Origin of the sequence: Mesorhizobium sp. CO1-1-8 (genome assembly GCF_020164875.1) — a bacterium.
Lineage (GTDB): Bacteria > Pseudomonadota > Alphaproteobacteria > Rhizobiales > Rhizobiaceae > Mesorhizobium.
This window is the reverse complement of the sequence record NZ_JAIUGZ010000005.1, coordinates 162,891-183,797: the sequence shown is the minus strand read 5'-3', so window position 1 is coordinate 183,797 and position 20,907 is coordinate 162,891. Positions and strand designations below refer to the sequence as shown.

The window sequence follows — 20,907 nt, the reverse complement described above, 5'->3', positions numbered from 1 at the left end:
CGAAAAAACGACCAGGAGAACTCTATGGCGCCGTATTCGAACCCGCTGATGCCCAATTTGGACCAGATCGAGAAGATGAACCAGGACTTGACCAGGATGATGCCGAAGGAGATGGCCAGCGCCGTCAACCTTTTCGTGCATCCTGTGGCGGGTGCGGCGGCGATGTCGGCGCTTGGCCTCGGGCTCGCCAATCATGCTTTCGGCGTCTGGCTGGGCGCGCTTTCAGGTGCGGCAGAGGCCTCGCAGCGGCTGCTGCAGCCGATCGTCGATGATTTCGAGGCGCGCGTCGCGCAGTTCGACGATCCGAACTCTTCCTCCACCAAGGCGCGGGCGACGGCGAAAACCATGATCGCCGAGGCGCAGTCCTTCGCCCGGGAGGTCACCGATATTGCCGCCAAGGAAGCCGCCACTGCCGTGCCGGCCGCGAACGCCGCTCCGGCGACAAGCGGCGCCGGCGATGCGCTGATGCCCGAGGATTTCAGGCAGCCCAAGGCTATGGAGAAGCCGGCCAATCCGGTGGATCTCAAAGCGATATCGGGCATCGGGCCGAAGCTGGAAAAGGTTCTCAACGGCCTCGGTATCTGGACGTATGCCCAGATCGCGGCATGGACGCCGCAAGAGGTTGCCTGGGTCGAAGACTATCTGTCGCTCGGCGGCCGCATCGGCCGCGACGATTGGACAGCCCAAGCGGCGGCGCTCGCCGTCAAGAAGTGAATGAAATGCCCGACGTGGTCTCGACCGCGTCCGGAAAAAGAGATTGCGGGAACTCCGCAGGGGTTTGAGGCGAATGGCAAAGCTCAAGGTCGACGGGAAAGAGATCACTGTACCCGACCACTACACGCTGCTGCAGGCGGCGGAAGACGCTGGCGCGGAAGTGCCGCGCTTCTGCTTCCATGAGCGGCTGTCGATCGCCGGCAATTGCCGCATGTGCCTGATCGAGGTGAAGGGCGGGCCGCCCAAGCCCCAGGCCTCCTGCGCCATGAACGTGCGCGACCTGCGTCCGGGGCCGAATGGCGAGGCGCCGGAAATCTTCACCAACACGCCCATGGTCAAGAAGGCCAGGGAAGGCGTGATGGAGTTCCTGCTGATCAACCATCCGCTGGATTGCCCGATCTGCGACCAGGGCGGCGAATGCGACCTGCAGGACCAGGCGATGGCCTTCGGCGTCGATTCCTCGCGCTATCACGAGAACAAGCGCGCGGTCGAAGACAAATACATCGGACCGCTGGTCAAGACGGTGATGAATCGCTGCATCCACTGCACGCGCTGCGTCCGCTTCACCACCGAAGTCGCCGGCATTTCCGAATTGGGCCTGATCGGCCGTGGCGAGGATGCAGAGATCACCACCTATCTCGAACAGGCGATGACCTCGGAGCTGCAGGGCAATGTCATCGACCTTTGCCCGGTCGGCGCGCTGACCTCGAAGCCGTTCGCCTTCCAGGCGCGGCCGTGGGAGCTGACCAAGACCGAATCCATCGACGTGATGGATGCGGTCGGCTCGGCGATCCGCGTCGATAGCCGGGGCCGCGAAGTGATGCGGATCCTGCCGCGCGTCAACGAGGCGGTGAACGAGGAGTGGATCTCCGACAAGACCCGATTTATCTGGGACGGCCTGCGCACGCAGCGTCTCGACCGCCCCTATGTGCGCAAGGACGGCAGACTGGTTGCCGCCAGCTGGGCCGAGGCCTTCGCCGCGATCAAGGACGCGGTGTCGAAGACGGCGCCCGAAAAGATCGGCGCTATCGCGGGCGATCTCGCCGCCGTCGAGGAAACCTATGCGCTCAAGCTGCTGATGGCTTCGCTCGGCTCGAAGAATACCGATTGCCGCCAGGACGGCGCCGCTCTCGATCCGGCGCTCGGCCGGGCGAGCTACATCTTCAATCCGACCATCGAAGGCATCGAGCAGGCCGATGCGGTGCTGATTATCGGCGCCAACCCGCGCTATGAAGCCTCCGTGCTCAACGCGCGCATCCGCAAGCGCTGGCGGATCGGCAATCTGCCGGTAGGCGTCATCGGCGATGTCGGCGACACGCGTTACGATTATGAACAATTGGGCGCCGGACCGGATTCGCTGAAGGACCTGGCCGAAGGCAATGGCAAGTTCTTCCAGACGCTGAAGAAGGCGACGCATCCGCTGATCATCGTCGGCCAGGGCGCGCTTGCGCGTGCCGATGGCGCGGCTGTGCTCGGCCAGGCGGCCAAGCTCGCTGCCGCCGTCAACGCTGCCCGCGCGGACTGGAACGGCTTTGCCGTGCTGCACAATGCGGCCGGACGTGTCGGCGGCCTCGATCTCGGCTTCGTGCCGGGGGAGGGCGGCAAGAGCGTCGCCGGCATGCTGGGCGAAATGGAGCTCTTGTTCCTGCTCGGCGCCGACGAGATCGACATGGCCAAGACCGGCGGCGCCTTCGTCGTCTATATCGGCACGCATGGCGACCAGGGCGCGCACCGCGCCAATGTCATCCTGCCGGCGGCCGCCTACACGGAAAAGTCGGCCACCTATGTCAACACCGAAGGGCGTGTGCAGCAGACCAACCGCGCCGGCTTCGCGCCGGGCGAGGCGCGCGAGGACTGGGCGATCCTGCGGGCGCTGTCGGATGTGCTGGGCAAGAAACTGCCGTTCGATTCGCTGCCGCAGCTGCGCGCCAAGCTCTACGGCGAATACCCGCATCTGGCCCGCATCGACCAGATCGCGGCCGGCGATGCCGAGGACATCGCTGGGGTGGCGAAGCTCGGCGGGCGCCTGAACAAGGGCACCTTCACCTCGCCGGTGACGGATTTCTACCTGACCAACCCGATCGCGCGGGCATCGGCCGTGATGGCGGAATGCTCGGCACTGGCCAAGAGCGGCTTCAAGCAGGCGGCGGAATAAGCATGGACACTTTCTTCTCTTTCTACGTGCTGCCGGCGCTGCTGATCCTGTTGAAGTCGGTCGTGCTGATCGTCGTGCTTTTGATTTTCGTCGCCTACATCCTCTACGCCGACCGCAAGATCTGGGCGGCGGTGCAACTGCGCCGTGGCCCGAACGTCGTCGGCCCCTGGGGCACGCTGCAAGCTTTCGCCGATCTGCTGAAATTCGTCTTCAAGGAGCCGGTCATCCCGTCCGGCGCCAACAAGGGCGTGTTCCTGCTGGCGCCGCTGGTCTCGGCCGTGCTGGCGATTTCGGCTTGGGCGGTCATCCCGGTCAGTCAGGGCTGGGCGATCGCCAACGTCAATGTCGGCATCCTCTATGTCTTCGCCATCTCGTCGCTCGAAGTCTACGGCGTGATCATGGGCGGCTGGGCCTCGAATTCGAAATATCCGTTCCTCGGCGCGCTGCGTTCGGCGGCTCAGATGGTGTCCTACGAAGTCTCGATCGGCTTCGTCATCGTCACCGTCCTGCTCACCGCCGGCTCGCTCAACCTCACCGATATCGTGCTGTCGCAGCATGATGGAATTGGTACGCGGCTTGGCCTGCCCAACACCTTCCTCGACTGGAACTGGCTGGCGCTGTTCCCGATGTTCATCATCTTCTTCATCTCGGCGCTGGCCGAGACGAACCGCCCGCCCTTCGATCTGGTGGAAGCCGAATCGGAACTGGTCGCCGGCCACATGGTCGAATATTCGTCGACGCCGTTCCTTTTGTTCTTCCTCGGCGAGTATGTCGCCATCGTGCTGATGTGCGCGCTGGCCACCATCCTGTTCCTCGGCGGCTGGCTGCCTCCGTTCGATTTCGCGCCGTTCACCTGGGTGCCAGGCGTCATCTGGTTCGTGCTGAAAGTCTGCTTCGTGTTCTTCGGCATCTCCATGGTGAAGGCCTTCGTGCCGCGCTACCGCTACGACCAATTGATGCGGCTTGGCTGGAAAGTGTTCCTGCCGATCTCGCTGTTCATGGTGGTCGCCACCGCGGCCTTCCTCAAGATCACGGGGTTTGCGTGATGTCCGCTCTTTCCCAAGCCGCCAAATCGCTGCTGCTGCAGGATTTCGTCAGCGCCTTCTTCCTGTCGATGCGTCAGTTCTTCGCGCCGAAGGAGACGATCAATTATCCGCACGAGAAGGGGCCGACCAGTCCGCGCTTCCGCGGAGAGCATGCGCTGCGCCGCTATCCCAACGGCGAGGAACGCTGCATCGCCTGCAAGCTCTGCGAAGCGATCTGCCCGGCGCAGGCCATCACCATCGAGGCCGGCCCGCGCCGCAACGACGGCACGCGCCGTACCGTGCGTTACGACATCGACATGGTGAAGTGCATCTATTGCGGCTTCTGCCAGGAAGCCTGCCCGGTCGACGCCATCGTCGAGGGGCCGAATTTCGAATTCGCGACGGAGACGCGCGAAGAGCTCTACTACGACAAGGACAAGCTGTTGGCGAATGGCGACCGGTGGGAGCGCGAACTGGCGCGCAACATCTCGCTGGACTCGCCCTACCGCTGATATTTGACGCATGGACGGGGCGAGGGGCCTCGTCTAAGGACACAACTTGCCGACCGGAGGCGGTCGCAAAAATCGAACAGGACGAGCGTCCTGTTTCGGACAGAACCCGGGGGATCCCCAATGTTGAGTGGACTAGAGGCGGCCTTTTTCTACCTCTTCGCCTTTGTCGCGGTGGCATCGGCGTTCATGGTCATTTCGTCGCGCAACCCCGTGCATTCGGTGCTGTTCCTGATCCTGACCTTCTTCAACGCCGCCGGCCTGTTCATGCTGACCGGCGCCGAATTCCTGGCGATGATCCTGCTCGTCGTCTATGTCGGCGCGGTGATGGTTCTGTTCCTGTTCGTCGTCATGATGCTCGACGTCGATTTCGCCGAACTCAAGAGCGGCGCCCTGCAATATGCGCCGATCGGCGCGCTGGTCGGGCTGATCCTGGCGGCGGAGCTGATCGTCGTTCTCGGCGGCTACACCTTCGCGCCGCAGCTCGCCTCGACGGTCTCCAAGCCCATTCCGGATCTCGCCACGCGGACCAACACCGCCGCGCTCGGCGACATCCTGTATACCGACTACCTCTACTACTTCCAGATTTCGGGCCTCGTGCTGCTGGTCGCCATGATCGGCGCCATCGTGCTGACGCTGCGCCATAAGCCAGGCGTCAAGCGACAGTCGATCGCAGCCCAGGTCGGCCGCACGCCGGCGACCGGAATGGAAATCCGCAAGGTCAAGACAGGCGAGGGGCTCTGAGATGGTTGTCGGCATCGCGCATTATCTGACCGTATCGGCTGTTCTGTTCACGCTCGGCGTGTTCGGTATCTTCCTGAACCGCAAGAACGTCATCGTCATCCTGATGTCGGTCGAACTGATCCTGCTCGCGGTCAACATCAACTTCGTCGCCTTTTCGGCAGCACTGGGTGATCTGGTCGGTCAGGTGTTCGCGCTGTTCGTGCTGACGGTCGCGGCGGCCGAAGCCGCCATCGGACTTGCCATTCTCGTCGTCTTCTTCCGCAACCGCGGCTCGATCGCGGTCGAAGACGTGAACATGATGAAGGGTTGACGGAACCACCATGTATCAGGCCATCGTCTTCCTTCCCCTGCTCGGCTTCCTGATCGTCGGCCTGTTCGGCACGTCGCTCGGCGCCAAGGCATCCGAATACATCACCTCGGGTTTCCTGGTGATCGCGGCCGTGCTGTCGTGGGTCGCCTTCTTCGCCGTCGGTTTCGGCCATGGTGAGGTGTTCACCGTGCCGGTGCTGCGCTGGATCCAGTCGGGCGGACTGGAAGCGTCCTGGGCGCTCCGGATCGACACGCTGACGGTGGTCATGCTGGTGGTGGTCAACACCGTGTCGGCGCTGGTCCACATCTATTCGATCGGCTACATGCACCACGATCCGAACCGGCCGCGCTTCTTCGCCTATCTGTCTCTGTTCACCTTCGCCATGCTGATGCTGGTGACGGCAGACAACCTCGTGCAGATGTTCTTCGGCTGGGAAGGGGTGGGCCTCGCCTCCTACCTGTTGATCGGCTTCTGGTACAAGAAGCCATCGGCCAATGCCGCGGCAATCAAGGCCTTTGTCGTCAACCGCGTCGGTGACTTCGGCTTCGCGCTCGGCATCTTCGGCGTGTTCGTGCTGTTCGGCTCGGTCAATCTGGGCACCATCTTCGCCAATGCGGCGACGTTTATCCCTGCTGAAGGCGCGCCGCACGGTGCCGCCGTGCTGACCTTCCTTGGCCATGCGCTGGACAAGCAGGCGGCCATGACGATCGTCTGCCTGCTCCTGTTCATGGGCGCCATGGGCAAGTCGGCGCAGGTGCCGCTGCACACCTGGCTGCCGGATGCCATGGAAGGTCCGACACCGGTTTCGGCCCTGATCCACGCCGCCACGATGGTGACGGCCGGCGTGTTCATGCTGGCCCGGTTGTCGCCGCTGTTCGAACTGTCGCATTCGGCGCTGACCGTGGTGACCTTCATCGGTGCCTTCACGGCTTTCTTCGCGGCCACCGTCGGTCTCGTCCAGAACGACATCAAGCGCGTCATCGCCTATTCGACCTGCTCGCAGCTCGGCTACATGTTCGTGGCACTCGGCGTCGGCGCCTATGGCGCGGCGATCTTCCACCTGTTCACGCATGCCTTCTTCAAGGCGCTGCTGTTCCTCGGTTCGGGCTCGGTCATCCATGCCGTCTCGGACGAGCAGGACATGCGCAGGATGGGCGGTCTCAGGAAACTGATCCCGACCACCTACTGGATGATGGTGATCGGCACGCTGGCGCTGACCGGCGTCGGTATTCCTGTGACGGTCATCGGCACCGCCGGCTTCTTCTCCAAGGACGCCATCATCGAGAGCGCCTTTGCCGGCCACAATTCGGTTGCCGGCATGGCCTTCGTGCTTTTGGTCATCGCCGCTTGCTTCACCTCCTTCTACTCCTGGCGGCTGATCTTCATGACCTTCCACGGCAAGCCGCGGGCGAGCCATGAGGTCATGCATCACGTCCATGAATCGCCGCCTGTGATGCTGGTGCCGCTGTTCATCCTGGCCGCGGGTGCGCTGTTTGCCGGCGTCATCTTCCACAACGCCTTCATCGGTGAGGGCTATGCCGAGTTCTGGAAGGCATCGCTGTTCACGCTGCCCGACAATCACATCCTGCACGAGATTCACGAATTGCCGCTGTGGGTTGAGCTGTCGCCCTTCATCGCCATGCTGATCGGCTTCGCGCTGGCCTGGAAATTCTACATCCGCTCGCCGGAAATGCCGGTCAACCTGGCCGCGCAGCATCGCGGGCTGTATGCCTTCCTGCTCAACAAGTGGTATTTCGACGAGCTCTACGACTTCCTGTTCGTGCGGCCCGCCAAGCGCCTCGGCCATTTCCTGTGGAAGACCGGCGACGGCACCGTGATTGACGGCCTCGGCCCGGATGGTATTTCGGCGCGCGTCGTCGATGTCACCAACCGCGTCGTCAAGCTGCAGACCGGCTATCTCTACCACTACGCCTTCGCCATGCTGATCGGCGTTGCCGCACTCGTCACCTGGATGATGCTCTGATGACCGCCTGGCCAATCCTCTCGCTGGTCACCTTCCTGCCGCTGGTTGGTGTGCTGCTTATCCTGTTCATCAATGACGACAGCGAAAATGCACGCCGCAACATCCGCGCCATCGCGCTGTTGACGACGACGTTCACGTTCATCATCTCGCTGTTCATCTGGACGGGATTCGACAATTCGCAGTCCGGCTTCCAGTTCGTCGAGAAGGTCGCCTGGCTCGACTCCGGCATTTCCTACCATATGGGCGTCGACGGCATCTCGATGCTGTTCGTCATCCTGACGACGTTCCTGATGCCGCTCTGCATCCTGGCGTCGTGGGAATCGATCGAGAAGCGGGTCAAGGCCTACATGATCGCCTTCCTGCTGCTCGAGACGCTGATGATCGGCGTGTTCTGCGCGCTGGACATCGTGCTGTTCTACGTCTTCTTCGAAGCCGGCCTGATCCCGATGTTCATCATCATCGGCGTCTGGGGCGGCAAGCGGCGCGTCTACGCCTCGTTCAAGTTCTTCCTCTACACGCTCGCCGGCTCGGTGCTGATGCTGCTCGCCATCATGGCGATGTTCTTCCAGTCCGGCACAACCGACATCCCGACGCTGCTGACCCACAACTTCCCGGCCAACATGCAGACCTGGCTATGGCTTGCCTTCTTCGCCTCCTTCGCGGTGAAGATGCCGATGTGGCCGGTGCACACATGGCTGCCCGACGCGCACGTCGAGGCGCCCACGGCGGGCTCTGTCATCCTGGCTGGCATCTTGTTGAAGATGGGCGGGTACGGCTTCCTGCGCTTCTCCTTGCCGATGTTCCCCCTGGCGTCGGAAATGTTCGCGCCGCTGGTCTTCGCGCTGTCCGTCGTCGCCATCATCTACACCTCGCTGGTGGCGCTGATGCAGGAGGACATGAAGAAGCTGATCGCCTATTCGTCGGTCGCCCATATGGGCTTCGTCACCATGGGCATCTTCGCCATGAACCAGGAAGGCGTGCAGGGCGCGATCTTCCAGATGCTCAGCCACGGCCTCGTCTCCGGCGCGCTGTTCCTGTGTGTCGGCGTCATCTACGACCGCATGCACACACGCGAGATCGCGGCCTATGGCGGCTTGGTCAACAACATGCCGAAATACGCCACGGTGTTCCTCATCTTCACCATGGCCAATGTCGGCCTGCCCGGTACCAGCGGCTTCGTCGGCGAGTTCCTGACCATGCTGGGCGTGTTCCGGGTCAACACCTGGGTGGCGTTCTTCGCCGCCACCGGCGTCATCCTGTCGGCCGCCTACGCGCTCTGGCTCTATCGCCGGGTGATCTTCGGGGCACTGACCAAGGACAGCCTGAAGGGCCTGCTCGACCTGTCCCCGCGCGAGAAGGTGATCATCTACCCGCTGGTCGTGCTGGTCATCTTCTTCGGCGTCTATCCCGCCCCGGTCTTCGACGCGACGGCCGAATCGGTCAAGTCGCTCGTCACCAATGTCACTGCATCCATCGGCGCCGCGCAGACCGCGGCGGCGAACTGACCAGAGGTTTTGCGAACCATGACGCCGGACCTTCTCTCCAGCCTGTCGCTCTCGACGCCAGAGCTGATTCTTGCCGTCGGCGCGCTCGCGCTGCTGATGGTCGGAGCCTATTCGCGCGCCAACACGGCCAACACCGTAACCGGCCTTGCGGTTGCCGTGCTGGCGATCGCAGGCGCCTGGCTGATCTTCCGGACCGGGCAGGGCAGCGCTTACGGCAATGCCTTCATCCAGGATTCCTTCGGCCGCTTCATGAAGGTGCTGGCGCTGATCGGTTCGGCGGTGACGCTGGTGATGTCGATGCGCTTCGCCAAGGCTGAACGCTTCGACAAGTTCGAATATCCGGTTCTGATCCTGCTCTGCACGCTCGGCATGATGCTGATGATCTCGGCCAACAGCATGATCGGCCTCTATCTCGGCCTCGAGTTGCAGTCGCTGGCGATCTATGTGCTGTGCGCGATCAATCGCGACAATCTGCGGTCGACCGAAGCAGGCCTCAAATATTTCGTCCTCGGCGCGCTGTCGTCGGGCATGCTGCTCTACGGCATCAGCCTGGTCTACGGCTACACCGGCAACACCGGTTTCCAGGAGATCGCGTCAGCGCTCGGCAGCGGCGAGCGCCAACTCGGTCTCGTTTTCGGTCTCGTCTTCGTGCTGGCCGGCCTTGCCTTCAAGATTTCGGCGGTACCGTTCCACATGTGGACGCCTGATGTCTATGAGGGCGCGCCGACGCCGGTGACGGCGTTTCTCGCGGCGGCTCCGAAGATGGCGGCGATGGCGCTGATGGTGCGCGTCACCATGGGCGCGTTCAAGCCGATCGCCGCAGACTGGCAGCAGATCATCGTCTTCATCTCGATCGCCTCGATGGCCCTTGGTGCTTTCGCCGCCATCGGCCAGACCAACATCAAGCGGCTGATGGCCTATTCCTCGATCGGCCATATGGGCTATGCGCTGGTCGGCCTTGCCGCCAACAGCCAGGCCGGCGTGCGCGGCGTTGCCATCTACATGCTGATCTATCTGGTGATGACGCTCGGCACTTTCGCCTTCATCCTCGCCATGCGGCGCAAGGAAGGCAATGTCGAGCAGATCAGCGACCTGGCCGGCCTGTCGTCGACCAATCCGATCATGGCGACGATCCTGACGATCCTCATGTTCTCCCTGGCCGGTATTCCGCCGCTCGCCGGCTTCTGGGGGAAATGGTACGTCTTTCTCGCCGCCATCAACGCCAACCTCTACGCGCTGGCGATCATCGGCGTGCTGGCCTCGGTGGTGGGCGCCTATTACTACCTGCGCATCATCAAGATCATGTGGTTCGACGAACCGGTCGGCGGCTTCGTGCCGATGGCGACGGAATTGCGTGTCGTGCTCGGCGTCTCCGGCGCCTTCGTGCTGTTCTATGTGCTGATCGGTGGGCCGATCGGCACCTATGCCGAAGCCGCCGCCAAGACGTTTTTCTAGCTATTGGAGTAAATTTGACATTCGCCTCGTGGAACGCGCCAAGTGGGTGCGCGAATGTCAAATTTGAAACTCCACTAGAAACTTTTGTTTGGCTAGTGGTCCTTTGATTCTAACATTCGCTCACTGCGCTGCTGGAACGGGATGCGAATGTTAGAATCGGACCACTAGTATGGCATTTCGGCTGGCTCCAACCTCGGCGTCGGAAGGGTTCCGGCTCGAGGCGCATGAGAGCGTCGGCTCCACCAATGCGCTGGCACTGGACCATGCAAGGGCGGGCGACCCCGGCAAATTGTGGGTCGTTTCCAAGAAGCAGGAAAGTGGACGTGGCCGGCGCGGCCGCGTCTGGGCAACCCCCGAAGGCAACCTCGCGGCGACGCTGCTGGTCATCACCAAGGCAGAGCTTCGCCTTGCCGCGACGCTGGGCTTCGTCGCCGGGCTGGCGCTGGCCGATGCACTCGATGCCGTGGTGCCGAAGGGCCGGATCGCCATCGGCCTCGACGGCGGCAGCGAAGGAAAAAACCGTTTCGAGCTGAAATGGCCAAATGACGTGCTTGCCTCCGGCGCCAAGCTGGCCGGCATCCTGCTGGAATCGGCAATCCTGGAGGGGGGTCGTTTCGCGGTGGCGGTCGGTATCGGCGTCAATGTGGTGGCATACCCCGAGGATTTGCCCTATCCCGCAACATCACTCAGCGCGCTGGGCGCGGCATGCGATGCGGAAACACTGTTCCTGGCGCTGTCGGATGCCTGGAGCGAGAATGCCCGATTGTGGGATGAGGGGCGCGGACTTGCCGCCGTCAGGCGACGGTGGCTTGATCGTGCCGCGGGGCTCGGCGGCGAGGTTGCTGTCAGAATTGACGGTAATGTGGTGCGTGGGGTGTTTGAGACCATTGACGAGGACTGCCGTTTCGTGATCCGCGACGATGAAGGTTCGGTTCGGACGATCGCCGCCGGCGATGTGCATTTCGGCGCGGTCGCTTCGGCCAGGGCATAGGGCCGTTCATGAACGGTTCTAGCTGTTTGTTTTTGCGCAACTCCGGTGGGAAAACCGTTACACACTTTTCCCGGAATTGCTTTTTGGACTTGGCCTGAGGGCCAGGAAGGGAAAAATCATGGCGAAAGCGGAAACCGCCGAACTCGTCTTCGTGCCGCTCGGCGGCGTCGGCGAGATCGGCATGAACTTCGCTCTTTACGGCTACGGGCCGCCCAATGCGCGCGAATGGATCGTCATCGATGTCGGGGTGACCTTTCCCGATGCCAGCCTGCCGGGCGTCGACCTAGTGCTGCCCGACACGCGCTTCATCGAGGAGAACCTCGCCAATCTGCGCGGCATCATCATCACGCATGCGCATGAAGACCATTACGGCGCGCTGCTCGACACATGGCCGAAGCTGAAGGCGCCGGTCTGGATGACGCCGTTCAGCGCCGGCCTGCTGGAAGCCAAGCGGCAAGGCGAGCAGGGCGCGCCGAAAATACCGGTCACGATCTACCGGGCGGGCGAAAAATTCACCGTCGGCCCCTTCGAGATCGAAGCCATTCCGGTCGCGCACTCGATTCCCGAGCCGATGTCGCTGGCGATCACCTCGCCGGCAGGCACCGTCATCCATACCGGTGACTGGAAGATCGATCCGGAGCCGACGATCGGGCCGAAGACCGACGAGGCGCGTTTCCGCGCCTATGGCGACAAGGGCGTTCTGGCACTGATCTGCGATTCGACCAATGCGCTGCGCGAAGGCGAGTCGCCTTCGGAAGTGGCTGTGGGCGAGGGCCTCAAGGGCGTCATCCAGGCTGCCAAGGGCCGTGTCGCCGTCACCACATTCTCCTCCAATGTCGGACGCATCGTCTCGATCGCCAAAGCGGCGCGCGATGCCGGACGCCAGTGCCTGGTGCTTGGCCGTTCGCTGAAGCGGGTCATCGATGTGGCCGGCGAACTCGGCTACATGGACGGTCTGCCGGAGTTCATCGCCGAGGAGGATTTTGGTTTCATCCCGCGCGAAAACCTGGTGATCATCTGCACCGGCAGCCAGGGCGAGCCGCTGGCCGCACTGGCCAAGCTGTCGCGCGAAGAGATGAAGTCGGTGTCACTGACGGCAGGCGACACGGTGGTGTTTTCCTCGCGTACCATTCCCGGCAACGAGAAGGCGATCCTCGAGATCAAGAACCGTCTCATCGACCTCGGCGTGAAGATCATCGAGGACGGCGATGCACTGGTGCATGTCTCCGGCCATCCGCGGCGCAGCGAATTGCGCAAGATGTATGAATGGGTGCGCCCGCAGATCGGCGTTCCCGTGCATGGCGAGGCGGCACATCTGGTGGCGCAGGGCTCGCTGATGTCGACATCGGGCATCGGCCAGGTGGCGCAGGTGCGCGACGGCGACATGCTCCGGCTTGCTCCCGGCCCAGCCACCATCATGGATCAGGTGCCGTTCGGCCGTATCTACAAGGATGGCAGACTGATCGGCACCGAACAGGCGATGGGCATCCGCGACCGGCGCAAGCTGTCCTTTGCCGGCCATGTCGCGGTCAATGTCGTGTTGGACGACAAGTATGAGCTTGCCGGCGACCCCGACCTGGTCGCCATCGGCGTCGCCGAGGCCGATGGCCGTGGCGAGTCGCTGGAAGATCTGATGATCGATGCGGCAATCGGCGCGGTGGACTCGATCCCCCGTCAGCGCCGAAAAGACCTCGACCTGGTGCAAGAAGCAGTGCGGCGCGCGGTGCGCGGCGCCGCCAACGAAGCCTGGGGCAAGAAGCCGCTGGTGACTGTATTCGTCACAAGGTGACGAAAGGGAGTAGGGTCCCTACTCCCTTAGCTTGGGAGTGCCAATGCTCGGACGTCTGAACCATGTCGCACTTGCCGTGCCGGACCTTACGGCCGCCGTTGCTGCCTATCGCAACACGCTCGGCGCGGAAGTGACGGCGCCGCAGGCGCTGCCTGAGCATGGGGTGACGGTGGTGTTCGTCAATGTCGGCAACACCAAGGTCGAACTTCTGGAGCCTTTGGGCAAGGGGTCGCCGATCGCCGCCTTCCTGGAGAAGAACCCTTCCGGCGGCATGCATCACCTTTGCTATGAGGTCGACGACATCCTGGCCGCGCGCGATCAGCTCAAGGCCGCCGGCGCCCGCGTGCTGGGCGACGGCAACCCGAAGATCGGCGCGCACGGCAAGCCGGTGCTGTTCCTGCATCCGAAGGATTTCTTCGGAACGCTGATCGAACTGGAGCAATCATGAGTTGGGTTTCGTTCACCGCCCTGTTTTTCGCGACCTGGTGGGTGGTGCTGTTCGCCGTGCTGCCGTTCAGCGTGAGGACGCAGGACGACGATCGTGACGTGACGCTCGGCACGGTTCCGAGCGCGCCGCGTGGGCCTCACATGCTGCGCGCCGTGATCCGCACCACCATCGCGACCGCGATCCTGATGGGCATTTTCTATGGCCTGACGCATGGGCTCGGATACAGCCTCAACGACATCCCGCACATCGTGCCGGAATTCAGCCAAACCCCAGCCAAATAGACGCTCCGGCCCAAGAAGATTGGCCGGCCCAAGAAGATTGTCCGGCCAAGACGTTTTCATCCGTCGGAACAGCTTGGCTCCAGACAGGAATGCCGTGCCGTTTTGCGGCCAGGTAAGGTGGTTTGGCAACGCGTTGCGCTAAGCAGATGATTGCACAAAAAAAATGCAAGGCACGAGGCCTTGCAATTTAAACGCGTCCGATCTGTTTCCGGTTTCCGGCGGCAGCGAGTAACCGCGCCTAGATCGCATCCTCCCAAGACTTTGACCGCGTAGGAGAGCAGATTTTTTTCTACCCTCTCGGTTATCGAGGTACATTAGCCTAAGGCGAATGAAAATGTCACGAAGAATTTTGCCTTGAAACGGGCATTCTCGTGCTGCACTGCACAATAGTGTGGCAGGCGTTGCTTGGCGAACGATCATCAAGACGCACGCAGTGACCGGGAGGCCTTGCAGCGCCGTGGGTCTTCCGGACGGGCGAAGAACGGTGCGACGCTTCTGATCCCGGCTACCCCATGCTTTTTGAAAATCGATTCCGCTTTTCGGGCCGAAGCGTCCGGGTTCCCATTCCGCCTTGAAATGGCTATGAAGCCGGGTCAAGCAAGCCAAAGTCGCGCCGATTCTGACGCGGCCCTCCTCACTCACGGACCAGTCCATGCGTTTGTCGCGCTATTTCCTGCCTATCCTCAAAGAAAATCCGCGCGAGGCCGAGATCGTCTCGCACCGGCTGATGCTGCGCGCCGGCATGATCCGCCAGCAGGGGCAGGGCAGTTTCTCGTGGCTGCCACTCGGCAAGCGGGTTCTGGACAAGGTCTGCCGCATCATCCGCGAGGAGCAGAATCGCGCCGGTGCGCTGGAAATCCTGATGCCGACCATCCAGTCGGCCGATCTGTGGCGCGAAAGCGGCCGCTATGACGACTACGGCAAGGAGATGCTGCGCATCAAGGACCGGCAGGACCGCGACATGCTCTACGGCCCGACCAATGAGGAAGTGGTCACCGAGATCGTCCGCGCCTATGTGAAGTCCTACAAGGACCTGCCGCTCAATCTCTACCACATCCAGTGGAAGTTCCGCGACGAAGTGCGGCCGCGCTTCGGCGTCATGCGTTCGCGCGAGTTCCTGATGAAGGACGCCTATTCCTTCGACCTCGACTTCGAGGGCGCCAAGGCGGCCTACAACAGGATGTTCGTATCCTATCTCCGGACTTTTACGCGCATGGGGCTGCAGGCGATACCGATGCGGGCCGACACCGGGCCGATCGGCGGCGATCTCAGCCACGAATTCATCATCCTGGCCGACACCGGCGAGAGCCAGGTCTACTGCCACCGCGACTATCTTTCGCTCGATGTGCCGGGCGCCAACACCGATTTTGCCAACGACGTCGAGATCGCCGACATCGTCAAGACATGGACGACGCCCTACGCGGCCACCGACGAGATGCATGACGAGGCGGCGTGGGAAAAGATCGGTGAGAGCGACAAGGTTTCGGCGCGCGGCATCGAGGTCGGCCACATCTTCCATTTCGGCGACAAATATTCGAAGCCCATGGGTGCCAAGGTGACCGGACCCGACGGCAAGGATCATTTCGTCTCCGGCGGCTCCTACGGCATCGGTCCGTCGCGGCTGGTCGCGGCGATCATCGAAGCCAGCCATGACGACAACGGCATCATCTGGCCGGAGGCGGTGGCGCCGTTCGAAATCGGGCTGATCAACATGAAGGCGGGCGACGCCGAGTGCGACCGCGTCTGTGACGAACTGCATGCCGCTTTCGTCGCCGCCGGCAAGGACGTGCTCTACGACGACACCGATCAGCGGCCGGGCGGCAAGTTCGCCACCGCCGACCTGATCGGCCTTCCCTGGCAAGTGATCGTCGGGCCGCGTGGTGTCGCCGCCGGCGAGATCGAGATCAAGAATCGTAAGACCGGCGAGCGCGAGACGCTGCCGATCGCCGACGCGAAAAAGCGCTTCGGTGTCGCCGCATGAGCGAGGCGGTGGCGGCAAGATCGGTCGGCGCCGGACCCTTTTCCATCTTCGAGCGCATGGTCGCCTGGCGCTATCTGCGTTCGCGGCGCAAGGAGACGGTGATCTCGGTGATCGCCTCGATCTCGTTCCTCGGCATCATGCTGGGCGTCGCCACGCTGATCGTGGTCATGGCGGTGATGAACGGTTTCAGGGCGGAGCTTTTGACGCGCATCCTCGGCGTCAACGGCCACCTGATCGTGCAGCCGCTCGATTCGCCGCTGGAGGACTATGCGCAGGTCGCCAGCCGCATCAACGGTGTAGCAGGCGTCAAATACGCCATCCCGCTGATCGATGGCCAGGTGCTTGCGCAAGGCAATGTCGGCGGCGGAACCGGAGCGCTGGTGCGCGGCATACGCGGCGAGGATCTGAGCAAGATCGCCATCGTTGCCAGCAACATCAAGCAGGGTTCGATCGCCGATTTCGACTCTGGCGAGGGCGTTGCCATCGGCAAGCGCATGGCCGAGAATCTCGGCCTGACGCTTGGCGATACCATCACCTTGATCTCGCCCGACGGCGACGTGACGCCGATCGGCACCACACCGCGCATGAAGGGCTACAAGATCGCGGCGATCTTCGAAGTCGGCATGTCCGAATATGACACGTCCATCGTCTACATGCCGTTCTCGGAAGCGCAGCTTTATTTCAACATGGACGGGCGGGCGCAGACGATCGAGATCTATGTCGACAATCCCGACGATGTCGATGCGCTGAAACCGAAGGTGGAGGCGGCGGCGCAGCGGCCGATCGACATGGTCGACTGGCGACAGCGCAACGAGACCTTCTTCTCCGCCCTGCAGGTCGAACGCAACGTCATGTTCATGATCCTGACGCTGATCGTGCTGGTGGCGGCGCTGAACATCATCTCCGGCCTGATCATGCTGGTGAAGGACAAGGGGCACGACATCGCCATCCTGCGTACCATGGGGGCGTCACGCGGCGCCATCCTGCGCATCTTCCTGATGACGGGTGCGGCGATCGGCGTGACCGGCACGCTTGCCGGTGTGCTGCTCGGCGTGCTGATCTGCACCAACATCGAATCCATCCGCCAGTTCTTCTCATGGATGACCGGCAAGGTGCTATTCAATCCAGAGCTCTATTTCCTCAGCCAGTTGCCGGCGAAGATGGATCCGCGTGAGACGACCTATGTCGTCCTGATGGCGCTCGGCCTGTCCTTCCTGGCAACGGTGTTCCCGGCATGGCGGGCCGCGCGTCTCGATCCGGTCGAAGCCTTGAGGTACGAATAGTGGCCGAGGTCATTATCGAGCTGAAGAGCGTCGAGCGGCACTACGTCCAGGGGCCGCGCAAGCTCACCATTCTCAATGGTGCGGACTTCTCGCTGAAGCGCGGCGAGATGGTGGCGCTGGTGGCGCCGTCGGGCACCGGCAAGTCGACGCTGCTGCACACTGCCGGCCTGCTGGAGCGTCCCGACGCCGGCGACGTCATCCTGGCCGGCCGTGCCTGCGGGCGGCTTTCCGACGACGAGCGCACGGCGATCCGCCGCAACGATGTCGGCTTCGTCTACCAGTTCCATCATCTGCTGCCGGAATTCTCGGCGCTGGAAAACATCATGATGCCGCAGCTCATCAAGGGGCTGAGCCGCAAGGACGCGGCCGAGCGCGCGGCGCAGCTGCTCGATTACATGCAGATCGGCAAACGCGCGTCGCACCGGCCGTCCGAGCTCTCCGGCGGCGAGCAGCAGCGCGTCGCCATTGCGCGTGCGGTCGCCAATGCGCCGCTGGTGCTGCTGGCCGACGAGCCGACCGGCAATCTCGACCCGGTCACCGCGTCCTATGTGTTTGAGGCGCTGGCGGCGCTGGTCAAGCAATCGGGCCTCGCGGCGCTGATCGCCACACACAATCACGAACTGGCATCGCGCATGGATCGGCGTGTCACGCTGGCCGACGGCAAAGTGGTGCCGCTTTAGGGCCGGCGCTGCTCGAAGCGGGCCTGACCTGAGTCTCGACGTGCCCTGGTCGGCGCTGGGCAACTATCGTTCGCCATCAACCTTTCCTTAACCCTGCCGATTTGATCGCAGCAAAAATCCGGTCGCGGGCGGATCGTGCCCGTTGACTTTGAAACAAAATCAGAACAAAATGCGAACATATCAACAACAGGAGAGAGCTATGACCGATCTGGTTCAGGATGTCATCTCACTGGTTTGCATGAGCACCTTTCTCGTTTCCATGGCGATCTGGATCGGAGCCATGTGATTTGGCGGCGTTCGCCGCCGTGGGTCCGATGCGGTCGAAGACCGCTCCGCCGTTAAGCTTTTCTTGCCGTCGCGACGTTAGGGTACCCCGGCAAGACAGGGAGCAACGTCCAGGTGTCGCCCATAGTCACCGCCATTCTGGTGGCCAGCAATCTCGGGCTGATCTTTCTGTTGATGACCGTGCCGCTTGGTTTGCGCACGGTGCGGCTGACCCGTCTGGTGGCGATGGACCGCCGGCGCCTCTGGCAGGCGCTGTGGCCGCTCGGCAGCGATGCTGGCTGGTCCGGTGAGATCCTTTCCGCCGAGGCGCCGGACGGCGAGGGCGTGGTTCGCATCACGCTGTCGTGGGAAGGACGCGACGGCAAGCCCATCGAACGCAGGTCGCGGTTTGAAGACGTCGTCGAAGGCAGCCGCTTCTCGATGCGTGTCATCGAGGACACGGCGCTCGACGCTTCGTTCTGGAAGGATTTTCGTGAGACCGCTGAACTCGTTTCCGAAGGCAACGGCACGCGGGTGACCCTCAGCCAGACCGATCGCTATCGCGGCGTCGCCTTCCTGGTGTTCCGCTATTTCGCCCTGCGCCGCGAACTCTCCAAGCTGCAGCGCTGGGCGCGGACCGGAAAGTATCGCAAGGGCGGCTGGTTCGAGCATCCGCTCAGCCAGGTCGGCTTTGCCGGGCTTTCGGCGCTGATCCTGTGGCCGTTCTTCGGCCTTCACCTCGGCGGCCTGGCGCTGGCCGCGATCCTCACATCGGTCGTCGCCTTGCACGAACTCGGCCACATGGCGGCATTCCGCCTGATGGGCCACAACCGGGCGCGAATGATCTTCATCCCGCTGCTTGGTGGCATCGCCATTGGCGGACGGCCCTATGACAGCCGTTTCGAAGTGGCCTTCGTGGCTTTGATGGGCGCCGGCTTCTCCGCATTCCTGGTGCCGGTTGTGATCGCTGCCAGCACCTTTGCCGGCGCGGAAGGACATAGGCTGGCAGCTGGCCTGCTGGCGACGCTGGCCGGCTTCGCCGCGCTGTTCAACATCGCCAATCTGGTGCCGGTGTGGAAATTCGACGGCGGCCAGGTGCTGCGCCAGATCTGTCCGGGACCGGTCGCGCTGGCGCTGGCTTCCTTCTTCCTGCTTTCGGCTTTCCTGGCCGTGGGTTGGCAGGCCGGCTTTTCCTCCAACTTCCTGCTCGCGACGGGAGCGGTGTTTTCGATCCTCAGCCTGCTGACGATGAGCAGCGGGGTCAAGCCGCGTTACGAGCTGAAGCCGATCCGCACCATCGATCGGTTCGCCATGGCGGCGGCGCTGCTGGCGGTGTTCGCCATCCATGGCTATGGCGTGTTGTGGGCCTCCGCCCAGCTCATCTAAGGGGTGATATTCAGGTGATGGCGGCCTGACCTGACTCTCAACACGTTGAGCCGGAACCGGTCAGGAAGAATCAGCCGGCCTTGCGCTCGGCTTCGACAGGCAAGACCGTGGCTGGACCGAACACATCCTCGAAGGCGGATTTCAGCGCCAAATCAAGGTCGGCCATGGTCAGGGGAAGGCCGAGGTCGACGAGGCTGGTGACGCCGTGGTCCTGCACGCCGCAGGGCACGATGCCGCTGAAATGGTCGAGGTCGGGCTCGACATTGATGGCGATGCCGTGGAAGCTCACCCAGCGCCGCAGCCGAATGCCTATTGCCGCGATCTTGTCCTCGGCCGGCGAGCCATCCGGCAGGGCAGGGCGATCCGGCCGCACGACCCAGACGCCGACCCGGTCCTCGCGGCGCTCGCCCTGCACATTGAAGGCGGCGAGCGTGCCGATGATCCACTGTTCGAGCGCCGCGACGAAGGCGCGGACGTCCTCGCGCCGCCGCTTCAGGTCAAGCATGACGTAAGCGACCCGCTGGCCCGGCCCATGATAGGTGTATTCGCCGCCGCGGCCGGCCGCAAACACCGGGAAGCGGCTGGCGTCGATCAGATCCTCGCCGTGGGCGCTGGTGCCGGCCGTGTAGAGCGGCGGGTGTTCGACCAGCCAGACCATTTCGCCGGCAGCCCCGCTGCGGATCGCCTCGGCGCGCGCCTCCATGAAGGCGAGCGCTTCGGGATAGGCGGTAAGGCCGGGCTCGATCAGCCATTCGACCGGTGCTGAACCGGGAAGCGGCAGGAACGACGTGGCGATCTGGCTGCGTTCGGGCATGGCGTATCGTCTTTTCGCTTATGCATGTCGCGTCCCAAAACCGCCTCGCACCTTTGGGTGACATCAACTTGTCTTCCATATGGCGATATCAGGCGCAAACGTCCAGTTCCGGCGCTGCATTCGGGCCCTGTGGAGCATTATGCCAATCGCCTGACATTATTGCTTGCCGTGCACTTGTTTCGCCGGAAACGATTTGCTACACGCCGCGAGCCGGTCGGTTCCGGCTCTACCACGTGCGGTCGTGGCGGAATTGGTAGACGCGCAGCGTTGAGGTCGCTGTGGGGCAACCCGTGGAAGTTCGAGTCTTCTCGACCGCACCATTTGATTTTTTGGCTATCGAAATCATTGCGATTTCTCAGGTTTTCCCCGCACTTCGTTTGTCTGGTGCGGGCGCTGCGCGTTTTCGATCTTTTCCGAAGCCTGCATCGCTAGCCGTTTCCGACGCTTCGAGTTCGCGCATTGTTACCCCGCTTCGGCCGCCCTGACGGCACCAATCTTCCGAACGCCATGCGCTGATTTCTTCACATGGGCCTCGTTGCAGGCAACCCGGAACATATTTCCGAATGATTCTTTGGTCAGCGGCCGCCCA

General features: G+C 62.8%; 18 protein-coding genes, 1 tRNA gene and 1 pseudogene. 18 read left to right on the top strand and 2 right to left on the bottom strand.

Going from position 1 to position 20,907, the window contains the following annotated elements; all coding sequences use genetic code 11:
* The first annotated feature begins 24 nt into the window (after window positions 1-24).
* From LB558_RS12455 to LB558_RS12375, 17 genes are all read left to right on the top strand, one after another.
* Window positions 25-714 carry an NADH-ubiquinone dehydrogenase gene (locus LB558_RS12455; RefSeq protein WP_224697823.1) on the top strand — a complete coding sequence of 230 codons (690 nt, stop codon included), beginning with the start codon at window positions 25-27 and terminating at the stop codon, window positions 712-714.
* Between the two features lie 73 nt (window positions 715-787).
* Window positions 788-2,869 carry an NADH-quinone oxidoreductase subunit NuoG gene (gene nuoG, locus LB558_RS12450; protein WP_224697822.1) on the top strand — a complete coding sequence of 694 codons (2,082 nt, stop codon included), beginning with the start codon at window positions 788-790 and terminating at the stop codon, window positions 2,867-2,869.
* A gap of 2 nt (window positions 2,870-2,871) precedes the next feature.
* Window positions 2,872-3,915 (top strand): NADH-quinone oxidoreductase subunit NuoH, encoded by a 1,044-nt coding sequence (gene nuoH / locus LB558_RS12445; RefSeq protein ID WP_127260740.1) that lies wholly within the window; start codon window positions 2,872-2,874, stop codon window positions 3,913-3,915.
* Window positions 3,915-4,406, top strand: a complete 492-nt coding sequence (gene nuoI / locus LB558_RS12440; protein WP_023812382.1) for an NADH-quinone oxidoreductase subunit NuoI — start codon at window positions 3,915-3,917, stop codon at window positions 4,404-4,406. Before nuoH ends, nuoI begins: the two co-directional genes overlap by 1 nt.
* 120 nt (window positions 4,407-4,526) lie before the next feature.
* A complete protein-coding gene (locus LB558_RS12435) occupies window positions 4,527-5,147 on the top strand; it encodes an NADH-quinone oxidoreductase subunit J (RefSeq protein WP_013531099.1) in 621 nt (206 codons plus the stop codon).
* Between the two features lies 1 nt (window position 5,148).
* Complete coding sequence (nuoK, locus tag LB558_RS12430; RefSeq protein WP_010910101.1) at window positions 5,149-5,457, top strand: NADH-quinone oxidoreductase subunit NuoK; 309 nt, start codon at window positions 5,149-5,151, stop codon at window positions 5,455-5,457.
* Window positions 5,458-5,467: 10 nt separating this feature from the next.
* A complete protein-coding gene (gene nuoL, locus LB558_RS12425; RefSeq protein ID WP_224697821.1) occupies window positions 5,468-7,441 on the top strand; it encodes an NADH-quinone oxidoreductase subunit L in 1,974 nt (657 codons plus the stop codon).
* Window positions 7,441-8,946, top strand: coding sequence for an NADH-quinone oxidoreductase subunit M (locus tag LB558_RS12420; protein ID WP_127260738.1), 1,506 nt, complete (start codon window positions 7,441-7,443; stop codon window positions 8,944-8,946). The genes nuoL and LB558_RS12420 overlap by 1 nt, the downstream gene beginning before the upstream one ends.
* Before the next feature lie 18 nt (window positions 8,947-8,964).
* Window positions 8,965-10,401 (top strand): NADH-quinone oxidoreductase subunit NuoN, encoded by a 1,437-nt coding sequence (nuoN, locus tag LB558_RS12415; protein ID WP_224697820.1) that lies wholly within the window; start codon window positions 8,965-8,967, stop codon window positions 10,399-10,401.
* Between the two features lie 169 nt (window positions 10,402-10,570).
* Window positions 10,571-11,392, top strand: a complete 822-nt coding sequence (locus LB558_RS12410) for a biotin--[acetyl-CoA-carboxylase] ligase (RefSeq protein ID WP_224697819.1) — start codon at window positions 10,571-10,573, stop codon at window positions 11,390-11,392.
* A 118-nt stretch (window positions 11,393-11,510) separates the two neighbouring features.
* On the top strand, window positions 11,511-13,181 hold the full coding sequence (locus LB558_RS12405) for a ribonuclease J (RefSeq protein ID WP_224697818.1): 1,671 nt from the start codon (window positions 11,511-11,513) through the stop codon (window positions 13,179-13,181).
* Between the two features lie 43 nt (window positions 13,182-13,224).
* Complete coding sequence (gene mce, locus LB558_RS12400; protein WP_224697817.1) at window positions 13,225-13,629, top strand: methylmalonyl-CoA epimerase; 405 nt, start codon at window positions 13,225-13,227, stop codon at window positions 13,627-13,629.
* On the top strand, window positions 13,626-13,910 hold the full coding sequence (locus tag LB558_RS12395) for a DUF1467 family protein (RefSeq protein ID WP_023812375.1): 285 nt from the start codon (window positions 13,626-13,628) through the stop codon (window positions 13,908-13,910). Before mce ends, LB558_RS12395 begins: the two co-directional genes overlap by 4 nt.
* A 652-nt stretch (window positions 13,911-14,562) precedes the next feature.
* The gene (proS, locus tag LB558_RS12390; protein WP_224697816.1) at window positions 14,563-15,891 is read left to right on the top strand and encodes a proline--tRNA ligase; all 1,329 of its coding nucleotides are present in this window, start codon (window positions 14,563-14,565) and stop codon (window positions 15,889-15,891) included.
* Complete coding sequence (locus LB558_RS12385; RefSeq protein ID WP_013531108.1) at window positions 15,888-17,174, top strand: lipoprotein-releasing ABC transporter permease subunit; 1,287 nt, start codon at window positions 15,888-15,890, stop codon at window positions 17,172-17,174. Before proS ends, LB558_RS12385 begins: the two co-directional genes overlap by 4 nt.
* The gene (locus LB558_RS12380; protein WP_174800360.1) at window positions 17,171-17,854 is read left to right on the top strand and encodes an ABC transporter ATP-binding protein; all 684 of its coding nucleotides are present in this window, start codon (window positions 17,171-17,173) and stop codon (window positions 17,852-17,854) included. The genes LB558_RS12385 and LB558_RS12380 overlap by 4 nt, the downstream gene beginning before the upstream one ends.
* Window positions 17,855-18,253: 399 nt before the next feature.
* On the top strand, window positions 18,254-19,504 hold the full coding sequence (locus tag LB558_RS12375; RefSeq protein ID WP_224697815.1) for a site-2 protease family protein: 1,251 nt from the start codon (window positions 18,254-18,256) through the stop codon (window positions 19,502-19,504).
* Window positions 19,505-19,574: 70 nt separating this feature from the next.
* On the opposite strand, the gene lipB is transcribed toward LB558_RS12375, so the two are convergent.
* Window positions 19,575-20,318: a lipoyl(octanoyl) transferase LipB gene (gene lipB / locus LB558_RS12370; RefSeq protein ID WP_224697814.1), complete on the bottom strand. Its 744-nt coding sequence runs from the start codon at window positions 20,316-20,318 to the stop codon at window positions 19,575-19,577.
* Window positions 20,319-20,553: 235 nt separating this feature from the next.
* Here lipB and LB558_RS12365 point away from each other — a divergent pair.
* Window positions 20,554-20,638 (top strand) — tRNA-Leu (locus LB558_RS12365).
* Between the two features lie 145 nt (window positions 20,639-20,783).
* Here the strand turns inward: LB558_RS12365 and LB558_RS12360 are convergent.
* Window positions 20,784-20,906: pseudogene (locus tag LB558_RS12360) on the bottom strand (integrase); the annotation flags it as partial.
* Window position 20,907: the final 1 nt, after the last annotated feature.

What these genes read in the sequence shown, in the direction of transcription:
- LB558_RS12455 (WP_224697823.1), top strand. Translation starts at nt 25, where the DNA reads ATGGCGCCGTATTCGAACCCGCTGATGCCCAATTTGGACCAGATCGAG.
- nuoG (WP_224697822.1), top strand. Translation starts at nt 788, where the DNA reads ATGGCAAAGCTCAAGGTCGACGGGAAAGAGATCACTGTACCCGACCAC.
- nuoH (WP_127260740.1), top strand. Translation starts at nt 2,872, where the DNA reads ATGGACACTTTCTTCTCTTTCTACGTGCTGCCGGCGCTGCTGATCCTG.
- nuoI (WP_023812382.1), top strand. Translation starts at nt 3,915, where the DNA reads ATGTCCGCTCTTTCCCAAGCCGCCAAATCGCTGCTGCTGCAGGATTTC.
- LB558_RS12435 (WP_013531099.1), top strand. Translation starts at nt 4,527, where the DNA reads ATGTTGAGTGGACTAGAGGCGGCCTTTTTCTACCTCTTCGCCTTTGTC.
- nuoK (WP_010910101.1), top strand. Translation starts at nt 5,149, where the DNA reads ATGGTTGTCGGCATCGCGCATTATCTGACCGTATCGGCTGTTCTGTTC.
- nuoL (WP_224697821.1), top strand. Translation starts at nt 5,468, where the DNA reads ATGTATCAGGCCATCGTCTTCCTTCCCCTGCTCGGCTTCCTGATCGTC.
- LB558_RS12420 (WP_127260738.1), top strand. Translation starts at nt 7,441, where the DNA reads ATGACCGCCTGGCCAATCCTCTCGCTGGTCACCTTCCTGCCGCTGGTT.
- nuoN (WP_224697820.1), top strand. Translation starts at nt 8,965, where the DNA reads ATGACGCCGGACCTTCTCTCCAGCCTGTCGCTCTCGACGCCAGAGCTG.
- LB558_RS12410 (WP_224697819.1), top strand. Translation starts at nt 10,571, where the DNA reads ATGGCATTTCGGCTGGCTCCAACCTCGGCGTCGGAAGGGTTCCGGCTC.
- LB558_RS12405 (WP_224697818.1), top strand. Translation starts at nt 11,511, where the DNA reads ATGGCGAAAGCGGAAACCGCCGAACTCGTCTTCGTGCCGCTCGGCGGC.
- mce (WP_224697817.1), top strand. Translation starts at nt 13,225, where the DNA reads ATGCTCGGACGTCTGAACCATGTCGCACTTGCCGTGCCGGACCTTACG.
- LB558_RS12395 (WP_023812375.1), top strand. Translation starts at nt 13,626, where the DNA reads ATGAGTTGGGTTTCGTTCACCGCCCTGTTTTTCGCGACCTGGTGGGTG.
- proS (WP_224697816.1), top strand. Translation starts at nt 14,563, where the DNA reads ATGCGTTTGTCGCGCTATTTCCTGCCTATCCTCAAAGAAAATCCGCGC.
- LB558_RS12385 (WP_013531108.1), top strand. Translation starts at nt 15,888, where the DNA reads ATGAGCGAGGCGGTGGCGGCAAGATCGGTCGGCGCCGGACCCTTTTCC.
- lipB (WP_224697814.1), bottom strand. Translation starts at nt 20,318, where the DNA reads ATGCCCGAACGCAGCCAGATCGCCACGTCGTTCCTGCCGCTTCCCGGT.